Raw genomic sequence first — 16,902 nt, 5'->3', positions numbered from 1 at the left:
GCTCAAGACTGGCGACAGCTTGTGAAGAAGCTGTCAGGACGCCATGGTCATCGCATCAGGGCCGCCGCCCGCTCCGTACCACCGTCCGGCGCGGTCGGCAGCCGCAAGGTGAAGACCGAGCCCTGCCCCTCGGTGCTCACCACGCTCGCCGTACCACCGTGGGCCTCGGCCAGTTTGAGGACGATCGCCAGGCCGAGGCCGCTGCCGCCGGTGCTCCGGTTGCGGGACTTCTCCGCCCGCCAGAAGCGGTCGAATACGTGAGGGATGTCGTCCGCCGGGATACCGCTGCCGGTGTCGGACACCTCCAGGGCCACCTCGTCCCCGGATTCGGTGACGTACGACCGCAGCGTCACAGTGCCACCGGGCGGTGTGTGGCGTACCGCGTTGGAGACCAGGTTGCTGACGGCCTGGCGCAACCGGACCGGGTCCGCGTCCAGCGACGGCCGAGGGGAACCGGGCGTCGCCGCTGCGACCGCCAGTGTGACGCCTCCGGTCTCGGCCAGACCCTGGTGTGCCGCGGCGACCTGGCCGAGGAGTTCGTCGACGCACACCGGTTCCAGATGCATACGCAGCGCGCCCACGTCGGCCGCGCCCAGGTCCTGGAGATCGTTGATGATGTGCTGAAGCTGTACCGCTTCCTCCAGGAGCGAGGAGACGAAGGCCGGATCCGGCTCGGCCAGACCGTCCTGTGCCGCCTCCAGCCAGCCACGGATGTTGCTCAGCGGGGTGCGCAGTTCGTGGGCGACATCGCTGACCATCACCTTGCGCTGCTCTTCCAGCCGGGCGCGGTGTACGGCCATGTCGTTGAAGGCCGCCGCCAGCCGTCCGATCTCGTTGTCCGAACCGACCGGCACGGGCGCCGAGTCCAGGCCGTCCCGCATCCGCTGAGCGGCGCCGGTGAGCGCGTGCAACGGGCGTACGAGACGGGTTCCGGCGATCACCGAGGCACCGACCGTGAGGGCGAGGACGAGGGCCGTGACCCCGACGATGCGTGCGGTGTTCGCCGGTGAGAGATCGAACCCGGGCACGCTGACCGCGTCGGGGCCGTCGATGAACAGCAGTGCCGGCGCGGCGACATAGGCCGTGAGCTGTTCGCGGCGGGCGCTGCCGACGCAGGAGGCGATGGCCCGGTCGTACCCACTGCTGCGGGCTCCGGGCGTACGTCCGTCGGGCCGGATGGCGGCCGCGTCCGCTTCCTTCTTCCTGGCGGCCTGCCGCGCCGCCTCTTCCTCGCTGATGGGGGCCGCGCGGCCGTCGGCCTCGCTGGTGGCGGCCTCGGGCGCGGGGTAACCGTCCGGTTGGCCGACTTCCGCGGCCCCCTGCCGGTATCCCCAGCCCCAGGACAGGTCCAGGTTCAGTTTCACGCCCGTACGTCCCTGGCGTTTCAGACAGGCGTCGGCCAGTTGGTTGAGTGTCCGGAGGGCCTTCTTCTCGGTCGGGGTGGGAGCCGATTCGTCGGTCAGGCACTTGTGTCCCATCGTGCGGTCCGGGTCGTTGCTCACGAACTGGACGCGGGACCGCCCGCTCGGGCTCTCGACAACATCCGCGGCGATGCCCACCCGGCTGAGGCACTCCACGCTCCTGGTGGTGGCCTGCCGCAGGTCGGCACGTTCCTTCGCGGGCAGCAGGAACGGCCCCACGGCACGCGGATCGACGCGGTCCGCCTCGGCGGAGGTGGCATCGGGCACCAGCACCGTGTCGACGGACAGCGGGTCGACTACCGCCGAGGCCTGCGCCGGCAGCTGGGCGGCGGACCGAGTGCCCGAGGATTTGCCCGAGTTGGAGGTGCTGGTGGAAAAATCGGCGTCGGGGTCACGCGAGGAGTCGAAGAGCGGCCGCCGGTCCTCGGTGGTCAGGACGATACGGCGCTCGGACTGCCGGGCCAGTTCCCGCACGGTGCCGTCGACGCCCTCCCAGCCGCGGTGGGTGGCCGCGTATCCCAGCAGTGTGTTGTAGATCTTGGCATCGGAGCTGAGGTTCTGCCCCTGCTCCTGGCGGATCGCGCCGGAGGTCGTCTGCACGGCGAGCCAGGCGGTGGCGGCGACCGAGCACGAGGCCACCAGCGCCGATACGGTCAGCAGCCGGCCGAGCAGGCTCTTGCGAAGCGGCAGCCTCGCCCGCCCGCGCCCGCGCCCGCGCCCGCGCCCCCGCCCGCGCTCTCGCTCTCGCTCTTCAGGACGACGCATGGCGTATGTCCTTAGCGGGGTCCGTCAGCTTGTAGCCGACACCGAACACGGTGAGCAGCCGGACCGGCCGCCGTGGGGCGCGCTCGATCTTCTTGCGCAGATGCATGACGTGCACGTCGACGGTGCGGTTGCTGATGTACTTGTCGAAGCCGTGCAGTTCCTCCAGGAGCCGCGGCCGGGTGAAGACCCGGTCGGGCTCTGCCGCCATCGCGGCGAGGATACGGAACTCGCCGGGCGTGCACACGACTTGAGTCCCGTCCACCGATACCTCGTACCGGGCCGGATCGATCCTGAGTGTGCCCACCGACAACACGTCGTCCTCGACAGCAACGGCGGCGGCGGGCGTGGGACCCGGCGCCGGACTGCCCGAACGCCGGTTGCGGCGCAGCAGCGTACGTACCCGGGCCATCAGCTCACGAGGGCTGAACGGCTTGGTCATGTAGTCGTCCGCGCCAAGATCCAGTCCGAGCAGCAGATCGTCCTCGGTACTGCGGGCCGTCAGCATCAGCACCGGCACCTCCCGGCACTCGCCGCGCAGAATCCGCACGACGTCGAGCCCGTCGGTCCGGGGCATCATCACATCGAGGACGAGCAGGTCGGGTTCCTTGTGCCGAACCGCCTCAAGAGCCGCGCGGCCGTCCTCGACGACCGTGACCGTATGCCCCTCGTGCTCCAGATAGCGGCGCACCAACTCGGCCTGCTTCACATCGTCTTCGGCAACCAGAATGTTCGCGCCCACGCCGACGATCGTAGCGAGCGCGGAGGCGGCGGCGGTGTCGCGATGACGCCACCATGTCGGGCTGGGAGGGACCCGCCTTCCGCCACTTCCGCCTGAGCCGAGCCTTCAGAGCGTCGCCGGGGGCGTCCCGTGCCCGGCGGACCACCGGTCGGCGTACCGGCCAAGTTCCGCGGCGCACAGGGCAAGGGCGTGCGCCGGCCGGCCGACGGACGCGCCTGCCCCGGCGGCCAGGGTCAGTACGGCCGTGTCGGCCGTGGGTGAACTGCCCAGCGTGACGGAACAGTCGACCGTCGTCAGGGGACCCCGTGTCTCGCGCGGCACGGGGAGGGAAAACAGAAGTTCAGCACCCTGGGCGGTCACTCCCTGTTCGGCCATGGCCCGCTCCATCTCCTCCGTCAAGAGCCCGGCGCCGCTCTCCAGGGAGTCCCCGCGCAGCCGGTACGTACGGTCGAACACGAGCGCACCGACACCGCGGAGTGTGGTGACCCGCAGTCTCACCTTGCGCGCGCTGAACACCCCATTGTTGTGCAGTACGTAAATGGCGACCATGACTGCCTTGACGGCTTCTCCCACAGCCGCCGCCCGGTCGTGGCCCATCCCGTCGAATGACCAGCTCCAGGTGCGGCGTTCGATCCTGCGGGGCTGCCGTCCCTCGGCGAGCGCGACCAGTCCGGCCGCCACGGAATCGCCCAGCAGCCAGGCGCCACCGTGGTCGACCCCGAGCAGCCTGCCCTCCTCGTCCACGGCGAGCAGGCCGTCCGCGTCCGTGCGCCCGAGAGGGAAGAGGCGCGATCCGATCGTCTCGCCCAGCCTGGCGAACGTCCGCAGAGCGTGGCGTGCCTCCACCGGGTCCACGACACATCCGGTGCCGGCGACGTCGCGCCCCGGGCCGCGCGGGCGGACACTGAGGCCGTGGAACTCCCGCACCGCCCGTTCCGCGGCGGGAAAGAGCTCCCACCGCGCGCCCTCGATCAGGGGCTCGGACACTGCCGCCGCCTCGAGGATCCTGAGCATGGCGGCGTTCCCGGCGTCACGCCCCTCGTGCCAGCCGGCATCGGTGAGCACCGTGAGACCGGCCGTCATGCGCCGAGGATGTCGATGCCGAGCCGGTCGAGGAGGGCCGAGCACGAACGGCACACAGGCGCGGGCGTGCCGTGCTCGGGGTCCCCGTGCGACCGGATCTTCTTGGCGACCAGTGCGGCACCCAGGAAGTGCGGCACCGCCTCGTCGAGCGTCGTCGGCCGGCCGTCGGTGCGCTGCTGGTCCAGCGCCCACATCTGGTCGGAGACCAGTGCGGATTCGGCGCAGTAACCGATGTACGGCTCGCGCTGCTCGACGGGGAGGCCGACGAGGAATCCATCGACGGCGGGGTGGAGATGAGGGCGTTCGTCACCGGCGAGGTTGGTGTGGCTGAGCACCTTTCCCTGGACGAGAAGGGAGGCGGCGACACCTGGAACGAGCTCAGACAAAGTAATCCTCCGCATCGTCCTGGTCGCCCGTCATAAGACTGGACAGTGCCTGCGACTCGTTCGCTCCGAGGAAGTACGGGCCGGTGTGATGGAGGTAGAAGAAACGACCCGAATCGTCCATCAGTACAATTCCGTTCTCCCCGGCTTCATATCCCACAGGAAAGAGCCGACGGCCCAGATTGTCGGCGAGCTCGGAGATATCTTCCGCATCACCCTCGTATCCGAACGACGGATCCGCCCGAAATACCCTGTCCCTGGATTTGGGTACGGGAAAATCCAGCGAGGCGTAGGAGCGGACGAAATGGACTGCCGCGTCCCACGGCACCAGCGGAAAGCCCTGAAGTGCGGAGTTGTCCACCCTCCACTGGACAAGCCGGTCCGCCTCGGCGGCGTCCTCACGGCCGGGGAACCATCCACCGGCCCGGAGCCAGCGATCCACGTCTTCCGCGGGGGCGGGCGATCTCATGTTCCTCATCTCTTTCCCGAGTGAACTACGGACGGACTGCTGACATTGCGAACTGTCTTCGAACGGACGGTAAACGGGCTGCGGACCGGCTTGCGGACGCACTCGCAAGTCGGACTTCACCGGTGCGGTGATACACCGAGCGCCGGGAGGGCGTGAGTGCAACTGTCGCATGGAGGGAAGTAGTCGCCATGACCCATCTTCGCCCCCTCGCTGCCGAATTGATCGCCCACCACGACCGTGTGGATAACACTTCCAGACAGAGCCTTCTTGGCGTCCTCGAGTGTCGACACTTTTACGCCCGAGGCCTCCAGCTGATGCAACCGGTCGGACACCAATGCTACTTCCGCACATTTACCGTGTCCGCGTCCGACCAGGATCTCGCCGGCCTCGCCGCGTGCCGCGATGTCGTCATAGACGTCCTGGACGACCGGGTGGGCCTCCGGCTTCTTCTGTCCGTGGCGCGCTTGGGTACTCGTATGCGTGGTGAGAACACCGTCGTGGATGAGGGCTCCCGCGCAGCCCGATTTCATCCCGTCCTTGCCCTCGACCACCGATCCCTTGGCCTTCTGAGTGTCGTCGGCCAGGGCTCGTGCCTCCGACTCCAGAAGACGCCGCCGCGCCTGGTCATCCAAATGATCGACGTGGAGAGCGTCGCGCCGGTGGTGGCGCATCCTTCCCGCGCTGCGACCGTGCCAGGAGGGTTGCGGTTCCATGGGGCGACGGCCGGGGTCACCGTTATGGCCGCCTCCTCCGTTGCCACCGCTTCCGTTGCCACCGCTTCCGTTGCCACCGCTTCCGTTGCCACCACGCCCACCGCCGTCGCCGTCCTTGCCGCGTTCCTTGGCGAGGCGGGCGCGGATGTCGTCGTCGTTGTTCTTGTGGTCCTTGGATATCTGCTTGACGGTCTTGGGCAGGGTCGTGCCGACGTGGTCGCCCATCGTCTTGACGGCCTTCTCCAGCGCGTCCATCGCCTTGTCCGCCACCGGATCGATGACCTCGGCTATGGAGTCACGACCACGCGTACGACCATGCGCCGTCTTCGCCTTCGACAACTTGCCCGTCGTCTTGCCGTGCATGCCCACACTGACGCCATTGAGCATCGTGCCCGCGAAATCGTGCTCGGCATGCTCGATATGGAAACCCTTGCCGGGCCCGCCCGTCCCGCCACCGCCACCGCCGTTTCCGCCACCGCCGCCCGCCGACGCGAGGTTCATGGCGTCCTTCGACCCCTGCACACCCTCCTTGAACCCCTCCGCGCCCGCCTTCTTCGCCTGATCCAGGTCCACACCACCCTGCAACCCCATCGCCGTAGCACCGAGTTGCACCACGAGATCAGCGGCGAGATTCTCCAGAGCCGCCACCGCCGGCTCGGTCATCGCCGAGACGATATAGCCGACCGCCTCCTCCGCCCCCTCCTTGATCAGCCGCTTGACGACCTCCTGCGTCGCCCGGATCGCCCCCGCCCCCAGCAGCGCCGACAGACCACCGGTCACCGGAATCAACGCCAGCGAGACCCCCACCTCGCCCGCCAGATACCCCAGCTGGACCAGCGCCGCACCCTTCATGGCCTCGATCGCCACAGCCGCCGTGTCCAACGCACCCGCGATCGTCCGCGCCGCCGACGCGATGTCCTTGATGTGCTTGTCCTTGACCTTCCCCCAATGCCCGTTCAGCGCATCGAGTGCCTCACCATGACCCGACGACAACAAGCGCTGCACATGATTGTTCGCCAGCTGACCGTCATCCTCCAGATCCTCCGCGAACTCCCGCAGAGCATCCGCCATGTCCCGATACGCGTCCTCATCCACGTTCGGCCACGACACACCGATCACGTCCAGCAGCGTGTCAGCCCAATCCGGCACCGTGACAGCCACAGCCCCAACCCCCCGTAAAAACACACACGTTCGCCGACTGCCTGCGCGAACAGAGTCTGGCACAAAGGCACTTACACCCCCGAGGGGCTGACACCTTCCGGTAGCCCGTGTCGGCGGGCCGGGCGGCGCTCCGATTGGCGCCGCAGGGCGCCCGGACGACACCCTCCAGGAGTAAAACGCCGCCCACACAGTCCTGTTGAGACCGGCAGTGGGGACAGTTCCGTTGAGGCCGGCGGCAGGGAAGGAGCTACGGAGGTTGTGGGCATGCGTAAATCGCCGCGGGAGCGAGTGCGGTACTGGTTCGACGGGACGATGGACCGTGGCACCCCCGCGCTGATCGGCTGGCTCGGGCTGGCCTCGTTGGCGTTGATCACTCTGGTCTCCTGCGCGGTGGTCGTCTTCGCCGACAAGGACACGGTGGCGAACGGCGGCTGGTCCGGCGTCATCTGGATGGCTCTGCTGCGCACGCTCGACCCGGGCACGATGGGCGGGGACACCGGGCAGCCGCTGTTCCTGATCCTCATGCTGACGGTGACCATCGGCGGGATCTTCATCGTCAGCGCGCTGATCGGTGTGCTGACGACCGGCCTGGAGATCCGTATCCAGGAGCTGCGCAAGGGCAAGTCGCGGCTGATCGAGCACGGGCACACCATCGTGCTGGGCTGGTCGGATCAGATTTTCACCGTGATCGCGGAGCTGGTGGAGGCCAATCAGAGCGAACGGCGCTCCTGCGTGGTGATCCTCGCCGACCGGGACAAGGCCAGGATGGACGACGAGATCCGGCGGCGGATCCCGGACCCGGGGAAGACGCGGGTGATATGCCGCTCCGGCAGTCCGCTGCAACGCGGTGACCTGGAGCTGGTGAGTCCGGACACGGCCAAGGCGATCATGGTTCTGCCGCCCGTCGGGGACGACAGCGACATAGATGTCATCAAGGTGCTGTTGCTGCTGAACAGCCGTACGTGGCGGGGGACCCGGCCCAATGTGGTGGCCGCCGTGCAGAGCTCCGCGAACCTGGCGGCCGCCCGGCTGGCCGCGGGCGAGAACACCCTGGTGATCGATGTCGACGACATCGCCGTACGGCTGATCGTGCAATCCCACCGGCAGTCCGGCCTGTCCACCGTCTTCAACGAACTGCTCAGCTTCATGGGCAACGAGATCTACTCCTGGGCCGAGCCGGCACTGGCCGGTTCCGGCTACGGGGAATCGCTGAGCGCCTTCGAGCTCGGCGTACCCATCGGCCTGCACCGCGAGGACGGCGGGATACTGGTCAATCCCCCGATGGACACCGTCATCGGCCGCGGGGACCGGCTGCTGATGGTCGCGGAGGACGATCTGCTCATCAAGGCGGCGAACCCACGGGCCACGGTCGTACGGTCGGCGATCACGGCGGGCGACATCTGTTCACCGGTGCCGGACCGGACCCTGATGATCGGCTGGAACCAGCGTGCCGCGAAGATCATTTCGCTGCTCGACCGTCTGGTGAAACCGGGTTCCGTGGTGGACGTCGCCGCCCCGGGCCGGCCTCGGGAGGATGTGAGCGGGCGACTGGACAACCTGACGGTCGGCTTCAAGCAGTGCGACCCCGTCCGGCGTCCGTCGCTGGAGTCGCTGGACCTGGGGAGTTACCGCCAGATCGTGGTACTGACGGACGACTCGATCGACCCCGGCCGGGCCGACGACCGCACCCTGGTCACCCTCCTCCACCTGCGCGACATCGAGATCCAGCTCGGCGACCCGTACTCGATCGTCACCGAGATGAACGACGACGCCAACCGTGAGGTCGCCCAGGTCACCAAGGCCGACGACTTCATCGTCAGCACCAAGGTGATCAGCCTCCTGCTCACTCAACTCACCGAGAACCGCCACCTGTACGCGGTGTTCGCCGACCTCTTCGACCCCAGGGGATCGGAGATCTACCTCAAGCCGGCCCCGGGCTATGTCGTTCCGGGCGCCGAGGCGAACTTCGCCACCGTGATCGAGTCCGCCCGGCAGCGCGGCGAGACGGCCATCGGCTACCGGCTGGCACAGCAGAGCGACGAGCCGCCGCTCTACGGCGTGTACCTCAACCCCTGCAAGAGCGCGCCGCTGACCTTGAACGAGGGCGACACGGTCGTGGTGCTCGCCGAGGACTGAGGACGAGAGCTGAGGACCGGTGGAAGTTCCTGGAACCAGCGGGCTGCCGGTTCCAGGAACTTCCACCGCAAGCGCCGCGCTCAGTGGCCGCCGTGACCCGCCTGGTGGTGGTCGAAGACCAGGACCTCCGGGGGCATCACGACGAAGGGCCGCATCATGCCCATGTCCTCGTGCTCCAGCAGGTGGCAGTGGTACATGAACCGCCCGTGCGCACCGGTGAACTGCCCCATCACCTTGACCATCTCGTTGCGCCGTACCTGGAAAACGTCCTTCCAGCCCTGCTCGTTCACGGGTACGGCGGTCGATCCGGTGTAGGTCACCGGGATGGTGGTCGTCGCGCCCGCGGGGTCGAAGCCGGAGGCGTCGTACACCTCGCGTGCCAGTACCTGGAACTCGCTCAGGTGGATGTGCATCGGGTGTGTGGGGCCCGAGAGGTTGAGGAAGCTCCACAACTCGTAGTCGCCGTGGGCGACCTTGAACCCGAGTGTGTCGTCGAAGGTCCGGGCGATCCGGCGGTAGATCTTCGGGGTCTGTTCCCCCTGGCCCGTGACCGCGATGACACCGTCCTGCCCCGGCCGCGCGGAACCGTCGGTGACCTCCGTCATCTCCCAGATCTCCGGGTGGCCGCCACCGCCCTTCGTACCGGGCGGGGCGAGTACGACAAGACGGTGGCCGTGCGGCGTCTCGTGGGTCAGGCGGCGGAAGGACGAGGAGATGACGCCGGGCAGCACGAACCGGTCGGTGACCGGGCGGTCCGCCACGCGGAACTCCATGACCTGCGGGAACAGCACGTCACGCGCCGGGTCGGGCGTACCCGCCGGCTGTCCTCCCACATTGACCAGCCGCAGCCTCTTCCCGCGCAGTGCGCGGAAGTCCAGGAGCAGGTCCATACGCTCGGCCGGAGCGACGGAGAGCCCCCGCAGGGCCGTCTCGTCGTACTCCACCGCGACCGGTCGCGGCAGCAGGCCGCCGTCGGAGCCGATCTGCTGGACCACTCCCCTCACCGGCCGGTTGTTCTCGTCGACCAGGGCGAGGTTGTAGATCCGCGCGTTGGAGGCGTTGAGCAGCCGGAAGCGGTACCAGCGGGCCTCCACGTCGAAGTGCGGCCACACCACGCCGTTGACCAGGGTGTACGGGCCGCTGAACGGGAGGGCGACGAACTTCCCCGTCTCCTTGTCCGGCACGGCCGAAGCCCTGCGCACCTTGTGCAGCAGCTCTCCGGTCGGCCGACCCCGGCCGTCGGTCTCGAAGTTACGGTCGGACAGGATCAGCGGGACCTCGTACGTACCGCCCGGCAGGTGCAGTGCGGCCTCTTCCTCGTCACGGATCACGTACATCCCGACCAGGCCGGCGTAGACATTCCACCGGGTGATGTTCATGGCGTGGTCGTGGTACCAGAGCGTGGTGGCCGGCTGGTTGTTCGGGTACTCCGAGAGCTGGGTGTCCTTGTACGCGACCGCGTTCTCCGCCCAGCCGTCGTTGCCGCCACCGGTCTCCGCGCCGTGCAGATGCGTCACGGACCAGGCGGGGAGGTCGGCCACCTCCTTGATCTCCACGAACCCCTCGCCGCGGCCGGGCTGAGCGCTGGGCGCCGGGGCGCCGTTGACGGCCGGTGCCTCGCCCGCCGCGACCGGGTACGGGCCGCTCCTGATGCGGTTGTGCCAGTCGATCCGGACCCGCTGCCCGCTGCGCACGTCGATCGTGGGCCCCGGGAACTGCCCGTTGTAGGCCCAGACATGAGTGGGCGCCATCTGCGAATGCAGCCGTACCCAGGTCGACTTCAGCTCGACCTTCTCCGGCCCGCTGCCCGGACACAGCGTCTCGGGCACCCGCAGCGGGTCCAGGTAGGGCGTCAGACCGCCCGCTTCCGGCTCCCTGCCGACCGTACTGTCGGTACCAGTGCTGTCGGTTCCGGTGCTGTCGATACCAGTGCTGTCGGTTCCGTCTGTGCCGGTGCTGTCGGTGCTGTGGTTGTGCGCCTGCGAGGCAGGCGCACTGATGATGTCGGACACGATCCAACCCCCGTTGACTCCCCCGTGCCACCTCCCCCGGTGGCAGCTTCACGGGCAAGGACTCATCCTCTCCGTCCCCGGTTGCCCCATTCGGTATGTTCCGAGGAAGTTGCCATCATTTTCGGCCATTTCGCCGATGCGGAGGACGTCAGAGGTCGAGCGCCGCCCCGTGGACGGCGGGGCCGCGGCCCGCGGGGACGGCCAGGTCGTTGTCCACAGCCGCGTGTGACCGGCCTCAGGAAGCAGCACGCCGGGAGCGTGCCCGTGCCCGTAGTGCGTAGGTCACCAGGGCGCGAACGGGTGCGGGTGGGCGGCGTACGTCCAGGGCCGTGCGCAGCGGCTCGTCCAGGAGCGACGCGGCCACCGCTGGGGCGAGGCCGGCCAGGGGAGCGGGGAGGCGGGCGGCCAGGAGGCCTCTGCTGGTGGCGGCCCAGAGCGTACGGCCCGCCTCGCTGGGGGCGAAGCGACGGCTCTCGTAGTCGCTCATCCAGCGTTCCACGCCGTCCAGTTGGCCGTCCTCGGAATCCGGCAGGCCGAGGGCGTCCGACAGGCTCAGGTGGAAGGTGTACGCCGCGTCCCGTTCCTCGGCCGTGACCGGCCGGTACCCGTGGCGGTCGATGAACCGCAGCGGGCACACGGTGAAACAGGCCAGCACGTAGCGCATCAGCTCGGGCGTGATGTCGGGGCGGTCGTGGATCCGGCGCAGGCTCTCGACGATCCGCCGGCCCTCGGCGCTCTCCAGCCCCTGTCCGATCAGGCCGAACATGGCCACCCCGGTCGCCTTGGCCCTGCCGCGCGGCTCGTTGGTCATCCGGCCGGTGGAGTCCAGCACTTGGGCGATCTCCGGAATGCCGAAGGTCCGCACGAAGCCCAGGGTGAGTCCGACCCGGGACTCCTCCGGCATCGTCTCCAGTACGAGGCGGGCAAAGGCGCCCTGTGGGTCGTACGCCCTGGGGGCGCCCTGTGGGTCGTACGCCCTGGGGGCGCCCTGTGCGTCGTACATACCGCTCACACCGTGCTCACCGTTCGCTTCGCGGGCGCCGCTCCCACTCTGTGCGTCACTCATCCCGGCGTTCACCCCGTCGCCGTGGCGGCGGCCAGAGCCTCGCCGGTCAGGGGCGCGTACAGGTAGTGCGCGGCCCGCACCAGGTGTGCCCGTTCCTCCGCCGGTTCCGCGTCCAGGCCGGGCAGCGGGGCCTGGTCCTCGCGGGGGCGCGGCGGGGTTCCGGTGTTCAGCGCCTCGACGGCGAAGCGCAGCGCGGCGGCCACGATCAGTGCCGCCCGGTCCCCGTCGTCCAGGCCCGCCCGCCCGGCGACCCGGGTGGCGGCGGTGACGACCGTGGGATCGACCCACGGGCGGAGTGTCAGCTGGCCGTCGCGGATCTCCAGTCCACGCCGGGCGGTACGCCACTCCAGGTCCCGGAACGCCAGCCGTTCGGTCCAGGCCGACGGCGGCGCTTCCAGCGCCAGGCGCTGGTCCGCCCGGTACACCAGGTCCCACAGGGGGCGCAGGGCCTGGTAGTCGCGTCGCCGGCGGGTCCAGGCGGCGACGGCCGGTCCGGCGAAACCGGCCGTGATCAACATGGCTCCGAGCGCGGCGAACGCGGGGCCCAGGGCGGTACTCAGCCACTCCGTCCCGGTGACCCGGGCGAAGGCCGTACCGATCGCGACGAGCTTGCACACCACGTAGCCGCAGGCGACGATCCCGCCGAGGGCGATCAGCCGGATGCCCCGGCGCAGCCACCCGTGCGGCAGCCGGGAGGCGTGGCCGAAGCAGACCCGGCTGATGTCGATCAGCGCGAAGCCGAACAGCGCCTGGTAGAGGACCAGGAACACCGCGATCTGCGGAATCGTCGCGAAGGTGGTGTCGAACGTGAGAGGCGTCTCCGGGCTGTCGGCTCCCCCCGTGAAGAACAGGGCGATCATCACCGGGACCAGGACGGCGAACACCGCCAGGCGCCGCCGCAGCTCACGCCAGGTGGCCTCGGTGGCCGCTTCCCACACCTGCGAGTTGGAGCGTTCCTTCGGCGGGGTCCACATCCGGGCCAGCACCACGGCGGCGGCGGAGAAACCCGTAATGCCCAGGTAGACCAGCAGGGTCGAGAGGTTGCCGCGGTTCGCGAGCCGGTCGATCAGCCGGTACAGCACCGGGGCCGCCACCACGAACGAGGTCGCGGGGGCGGCGATCGTCAGGGCGACGACGAGCAGGCCGTGGGACGGATCCCGGCGCCACGCCCGGATCTTGAGGCCGGCCACGATCCAGGACGCCGTGCCGATGCCGAGATAGACGATGTTGTACGGCGTGTCGGGTATCTCAGACATGCCGTCCTTCACATATCTCCGGCTGCCGCCCGCCGCGCGTCTCAGACATGCTGCCCTTTACGGTGTTCCAGCGCGGGTGCCAGTTGGGACGTGGTCCCGGCCCCGGGCGCGAGTACCAGGGTGCGCGTCAACTCGGCCCCCAGGATCTCCGCTTCCTCTTCCGCCGCGCCATCGTAGTGGGAGCGCCCGAGGACCAGTCGGAGCATGTCGGCGTCGATGGTGGGCAATTCCACCTGGGCCGCCTCCTCGTCCTCGGTCGGGGCCTCGCCGAGGTGCCCGCACAGGAGGTGCGCGAACTCATGGCAGATGATGTGCGCCTGGTGCAGTCCCGAGGTCTCCTGCTCGAAGTGGACGACGTCGGCGTCCACGAGGCGTTCGACGAATCCCGACGGCTCACCGACCCGCATGCGCCGCGGCACCAGCCGTACGGGACGGCCGGTCCGCTCGGCGACCGCCGCGCACAACTCCTCGACCGTGCTCATCCGCGGCAGGTCCAGCTCTCTGACCATGGCCCGCATCCGCCGGCGGGTACGTCCAAGATCTCGCACGTCATCCCCATCAACCAGCCGCCAGTGCCCCAACGGCGTCTGCTGGTAGTCGGTCACGTCTCGGGGCGGCCGTCGGGCAGTCCGACCGCCTTTCGCAGTTGTTCCACAACAGTAAGGGCGGCGTCCTGCATTTCGGGGGGCAGACCGGCCGCCCGCATCGCGATGCGCTCCACCCGGGCGTCCCGCAGCGCCTCGATCTTCCGCAGGTCCCGCTCGACGGCCTGCGCGGTGGCAGTGTCGCTGAAGTAGTCCAGCGGAATGCCGAAGAACTTTGCGATCTTGACCGCGTTCTCCAGACTGGGCTTCTGCGAGCCCTTGCGGAGGTTGCCGATATAGGTGCCGCTCAGACCGGTACCTTCGGCGATCTCCGAGTCGCGCCAGGGACGGCCCAAGTCCTTCGGGTAGATCACCGAGATCACACGCCGGAAGCGGGCCGCGAAGTCCGCGGAGTCCGCGGAGTCCGTCAGCTCCTCACCTTCGCCAGGTGGATGAGCCGACGCTTCTGAGTGTGGAGAATCGGTGGCCATGGGCCGGATCATAGAACTCTTCGCCCTTCAGCGGGGCTTACGCCAACGTGCCGATTCACACGATCGTTGTGAATATTCCGGACAAAAGACGCAAGGGTGACGGAACCGACCGGTATGGTTTATCTTTCAATCAACAATAGTTGACTTATGCCGAGCTTAAGTCCAGGATCGACCACGCTGGCGGACGCGCCTCACGGCCGTTCCTCAACAGCGCCCGGTTCCACAGGCGCTGGGCGCCGCTGCCCCACGGGGGTGGGCAACAGCGCCCGGTGCTGAGGCCGGCGGCCTACCTCGTTCCCGCTCAGCTTCGGCGAGTGGGAGCGAGGCAGGCCGCTGCAATGGCAACGGCGCTGTCTCCGGGGATTCGTGGATCCGGGATCTGGGGATCCGGGATCGGAATTCGGGGATGCGGGATTCGGGGATTCCGTACAGCTGGGCGTGGTCCGTACTGCGACGGGCGTGGGCGGGCGAGTGGCTCAGACGCTCTCGTGCGTCGCGCCCCGCGTCACCGCGATGCCGCCGTCACTCATCTCGACGTCCCACAGCCACCCGATGTCCCGCGCGAAGGACCAGATCAGCAGCGCGAGTGCCGCGAGGACCATCGCCATTTCGGTCACGGGCGGAAGGATTCCCGCGGACGCCGTGAGAAGGACGATCCCTTGCAGCGCCGCCACCGTCTTGCGGGCCATGCTCGGCGGCAGTGAGCCGTTCAGCCAGGGCAGTACGCGGGCCGCCGCGACGAACGCGTACCTCATGGCGCCGATCAGCAGCACCCACGTGCCCAGCGACGCGGCGACGAAGACACTCAGCACGAGGATGAGGAACGCGTCGACCTCCATGTCGAAACGCGCCCCCAGTTCGGACATCGTCCCGGTGCGGCGGGCGACCTGGCCGTCGACCGCGTCGAGGATCAGCGCCACCGTGGTGAGGGCGACCAGGGCCGGGATGCGCGGCGGGTTCACGAAGGAGTCCGCGACCAGCGCGGCCACGCCGCCGACGAGCGTCGCACGGGCCAGTGTGACGTGATTGGCCGGGCCGAAGGGGCGGGCCCACGAGCGGTGGAGGGCGCGGGTGAGTACGGCCCACATGGCGATCCCGACCACCGCCCCCGTCAGCCATCCCGCGGGCCCCAGACCGGTCTCCGTGCTGAGCAGAAGCAGCAGGAGCCACTGAGCGCCCAGTCCCGCCGCCGTCTCCCACCTCAGCGCCGTTGTCGCGTAGGTGCCTGAAGTATCGGAAGGCTCGGAAGGTTCGGAGGGGCCAGGAGCGCCTCGGGTCTCGCCTCGATTCGCGGGGTTCCCGCGCCGATTCACGGTGGTCCCGCGCCGTTTCGCGGTGCTCCCGCGTCTGCCCGCCCTGCTCTCGCGCACCCCCGCCGTGATCTCGTACACGTACTCGTACTCGTACAGGCTCACGGTTCACCCCGGCTGTCTAGCTGAGTCGATGCGTGCCGCGTACGGTGATCGCGGCCTCGTACCCAGCAACTACGTGAGCCGTCGCCCCAGCGTTCAGGAGGACCTTCATGGAGCGCGTCGCCCGCGCATTCTGGCTCCGCTCACCCGGACACGGCGAGATACGGGACGTTTCCCTGCCCGCGCCAGGTGACGACGACGTCGTCGTGCGCGCGTTGTGTTCCGGTGTGAGCCGTGGGACGGAGACGCTGGTCTTCCGGGGAGGCGTGCCGGAAAGCCAGCACACCGCGATGCGGGCGCCGTTCCAGGACGGCGAGTTCCCCGGGCCCGTCAAGTACGGCTATCTCAACGTCGGCCTCGTCGAGGAAGGGCCGCGCCACCTCCTCGGCCGTACGGTCTTCTGCCTCTACCCGCACCAGAGCCGGTACGTCGTCCCGGCGAGCGCCGTGACCCCGGTGCCGGACGGTGTCCCCGCCGGGCGGGCCGTGCTGGCGGGGACCGTGGAGACCGCGGTGAACGCCGTATGGGACGCCGCGCCGCTGATCGGTGACCGGATCGCCGTCGTCGGAGCCGGCATGATCGGCTGCTCGGTCGCCGCCGTCCTCGCCAAGTACCCGTCCGTACGGGTCCAGTTGGTCGACTCCGAGCCCGGCCGAGCCGCCATCGCCCGGAAACTGGGCGTCGACTTCGCGCTTCCCGGGGACGCCCTGGGCGACTGCGACCTCGTCGTCCACGCCAGCGCCACCGAAAAAGGACTGGAGCGCTCGCTGGAACTCCTCGCTCCGGAGGGGACGGTCCTGGAACTGAGCTGGTACGGCGACCGGCGGATCAGTCTGCCGCTCGGCGAGGCCTTCCACTCCCGCCGCCTGGTCCTGCGCGCCAGCCAGGTGGGAGCCGTATCGGCCGCCCGGCGCGCCGGCCGGACCTTCGCCGACCGGCTCGCGCTCTCGCTCGATCTGCTCGCTGACCCCGCCTTCGACGCGTTGATCACCGGCGAATGCGCCTTCGAGGAACTGCCACGCGAGCTGCCCAGGATCGCCGCCGGTGACCTTCCCGGGCTGTGCCACCGCGTCCTGTACGACGACGTCCCGGCCAAGGGTTCCGCCTGAGCCTCACGGCCCGGACGTCGAGCACGTGAACAAGCGAGCACGTGAACAAGCGAGCACGTGAACAAGCGACGGGCTCCGCCCGTACTCGTCTACGGCCCGGCA

13 protein-coding genes and 1 pseudogene are annotated in these 16,902 nt (G+C 69.1%); 2 read left to right on the top strand and 12 right to left on the bottom strand.

All coding sequences use genetic code 11. The features are described 5' to 3' along the window. Positions 1–47: 47 nt before the first annotated feature. The 6 genes and pseudogenes from ACIOJD_RS23075 to ACIOJD_RS23050 all read right to left on the bottom strand — a co-directional run. The gene (locus tag ACIOJD_RS23075) at positions 48–2,186 is read right to left on the bottom strand and encodes a sensor histidine kinase (protein ID WP_401916680.1); all 2,139 of its coding nucleotides are present in this window, start codon (positions 2,184–2,186) and stop codon (positions 48–50) included. Further along, the gene (locus tag ACIOJD_RS23070) at positions 2,173–2,910 is read right to left on the bottom strand and encodes a response regulator transcription factor (protein ID WP_401917139.1); all 738 of its coding nucleotides are present in this window, start codon (positions 2,908–2,910) and stop codon (positions 2,173–2,175) included. The genes ACIOJD_RS23075 and ACIOJD_RS23070 overlap by 14 nt, the downstream gene beginning before the upstream one ends. 120 nt (positions 2,911–3,030) lie before the next feature. After that, positions 3,031–4,008, bottom strand: a complete 978-nt coding sequence (locus tag ACIOJD_RS23065; protein WP_401916677.1) for an SUKH-3 domain-containing protein — start codon at positions 4,006–4,008, stop codon at positions 3,031–3,033. Further along, positions 4,005–4,394 carry a YwqJ-related putative deaminase gene (locus ACIOJD_RS23060; protein WP_401916674.1) on the bottom strand — a complete coding sequence of 130 codons (390 nt, stop codon included), beginning with the start codon at positions 4,392–4,394 and terminating at the stop codon, positions 4,005–4,007. Before ACIOJD_RS23060 ends, ACIOJD_RS23065 begins: the two co-directional genes overlap by 4 nt. Beyond that, positions 4,387–4,860 (bottom strand): SUKH-3 domain-containing protein, encoded by a 474-nt coding sequence (locus ACIOJD_RS23055; protein ID WP_401916671.1) that lies wholly within the window; start codon positions 4,858–4,860, stop codon positions 4,387–4,389. The genes ACIOJD_RS23060 and ACIOJD_RS23055 overlap by 8 nt, the downstream gene beginning before the upstream one ends. 149 nt (positions 4,861–5,009) lie before the next feature. Continuing rightward, positions 5,010–6,734 (bottom strand): annotated as a pseudogene (locus ACIOJD_RS23050) (YwqJ-related putative deaminase); the annotation flags it as partial. 264 nt (positions 6,735–6,998) lie between these two features. Between ACIOJD_RS23050 and ACIOJD_RS23045 the strand changes: the two are divergent. Next, a complete protein-coding gene (locus tag ACIOJD_RS23045; protein WP_401916669.1) occupies positions 6,999–8,870 on the top strand; it encodes a potassium transporter TrkA in 1,872 nt (623 codons plus the stop codon). An 80-nt stretch (positions 8,871–8,950) separates the two neighbouring features. On the opposite strand, the gene ACIOJD_RS23040 is transcribed toward ACIOJD_RS23045, so the two are convergent. The 6 genes from ACIOJD_RS23040 to ACIOJD_RS23015 form a co-directional block, all read right to left on the bottom strand. After that, a complete protein-coding gene (locus ACIOJD_RS23040) occupies positions 8,951–10,882 on the bottom strand; it encodes a multicopper oxidase family protein (RefSeq protein WP_401916667.1) in 1,932 nt (643 codons plus the stop codon). Positions 10,883–11,117: 235 nt separating this feature from the next. Beyond that, complete coding sequence (locus tag ACIOJD_RS23035) at positions 11,118–11,948, bottom strand: oxygenase MpaB family protein (protein WP_401916664.1); 831 nt, start codon at positions 11,946–11,948, stop codon at positions 11,118–11,120. 8 nt (positions 11,949–11,956) lie between these two features. Continuing rightward, positions 11,957–13,204: an MAB_1171c family putative transporter gene (locus tag ACIOJD_RS23030; RefSeq protein WP_401916662.1), complete on the bottom strand. Its 1,248-nt coding sequence runs from the start codon at positions 13,202–13,204 to the stop codon at positions 11,957–11,959. A gap of 41 nt (positions 13,205–13,245) precedes the next feature. Further along, on the bottom strand, positions 13,246–13,713 hold the full coding sequence (locus ACIOJD_RS23025) for a hypothetical protein (protein ID WP_401916661.1): 468 nt from the start codon (positions 13,711–13,713) through the stop codon (positions 13,246–13,248). 92 nt (positions 13,714–13,805) lie between these two features. Further along, positions 13,806–14,279 carry a helix-turn-helix domain-containing protein gene (locus ACIOJD_RS23020; protein ID WP_401916658.1) on the bottom strand — a complete coding sequence of 158 codons (474 nt, stop codon included), beginning with the start codon at positions 14,277–14,279 and terminating at the stop codon, positions 13,806–13,808. Between the two features lie 476 nt (positions 14,280–14,755). After that, positions 14,756–15,484 (bottom strand): CDP-alcohol phosphatidyltransferase family protein, encoded by a 729-nt coding sequence (locus ACIOJD_RS23015; RefSeq protein WP_401917137.1) that lies wholly within the window; start codon positions 15,482–15,484, stop codon positions 14,756–14,758. 317 nt (positions 15,485–15,801) lie between these two features. On the opposite strand from ACIOJD_RS23015, the gene ACIOJD_RS23010 reads away from it, so the two are divergent. After that, a complete protein-coding gene (locus ACIOJD_RS23010) occupies positions 15,802–16,800 on the top strand; it encodes a zinc-binding alcohol dehydrogenase (RefSeq protein WP_401916655.1) in 999 nt (332 codons plus the stop codon). The last annotated feature ends 102 nt before the right edge of the window (positions 16,801–16,902 follow it).

The organism is Streptomyces sp. NPDC088116, assembly GCF_044741745.1.
In the GTDB taxonomy this organism is placed as follows: Bacteria; Actinomycetota; Actinomycetes; order Streptomycetales; family Streptomycetaceae; genus Streptomyces.
The sequence above is the reverse complement of the archived record's forward strand: the minus strand, read 5'-3'. Positions and strand labels throughout refer to the sequence as shown.

Excerpts from the sequence above, each read along its gene's own strand:
- ACIOJD_RS23075 (WP_401916680.1), bottom strand. The coding sequence starts at position 2,186 with ATGCGTCGTCCTGAAGAGCGAGAGCGAGAGCGCGGGCGGGGGCGCGGG.
- ACIOJD_RS23065 (WP_401916677.1), bottom strand. The coding sequence starts at position 4,008 with ATGACGGCCGGTCTCACGGTGCTCACCGATGCCGGCTGGCACGAGGGG.
- ACIOJD_RS23055 (WP_401916671.1), bottom strand. The coding sequence starts at position 4,860 with ATGAGATCGCCCGCCCCCGCGGAAGACGTGGATCGCTGGCTCCGGGCC.
- ACIOJD_RS23045 (WP_401916669.1), top strand. The coding sequence starts at position 6,999 with ATGCGTAAATCGCCGCGGGAGCGAGTGCGGTACTGGTTCGACGGGACG.
- ACIOJD_RS23035 (WP_401916664.1), bottom strand. The coding sequence starts at position 11,948 with ATGAGTGACGCACAGAGTGGGAGCGGCGCCCGCGAAGCGAACGGTGAG.
- ACIOJD_RS23030 (WP_401916662.1), bottom strand. The coding sequence starts at position 13,204 with ATGTCTGAGATACCCGACACGCCGTACAACATCGTCTATCTCGGCATC.
- ACIOJD_RS23025 (WP_401916661.1), bottom strand. The coding sequence starts at position 13,713 with ATGGTCAGAGAGCTGGACCTGCCGCGGATGAGCACGGTCGAGGAGTTG.
- ACIOJD_RS23020 (WP_401916658.1), bottom strand. The coding sequence starts at position 14,279 with ATGGCCACCGATTCTCCACACTCAGAAGCGTCGGCTCATCCACCTGGC.
- ACIOJD_RS23010 (WP_401916655.1), top strand. The coding sequence starts at position 15,802 with ATGGAGCGCGTCGCCCGCGCATTCTGGCTCCGCTCACCCGGACACGGC.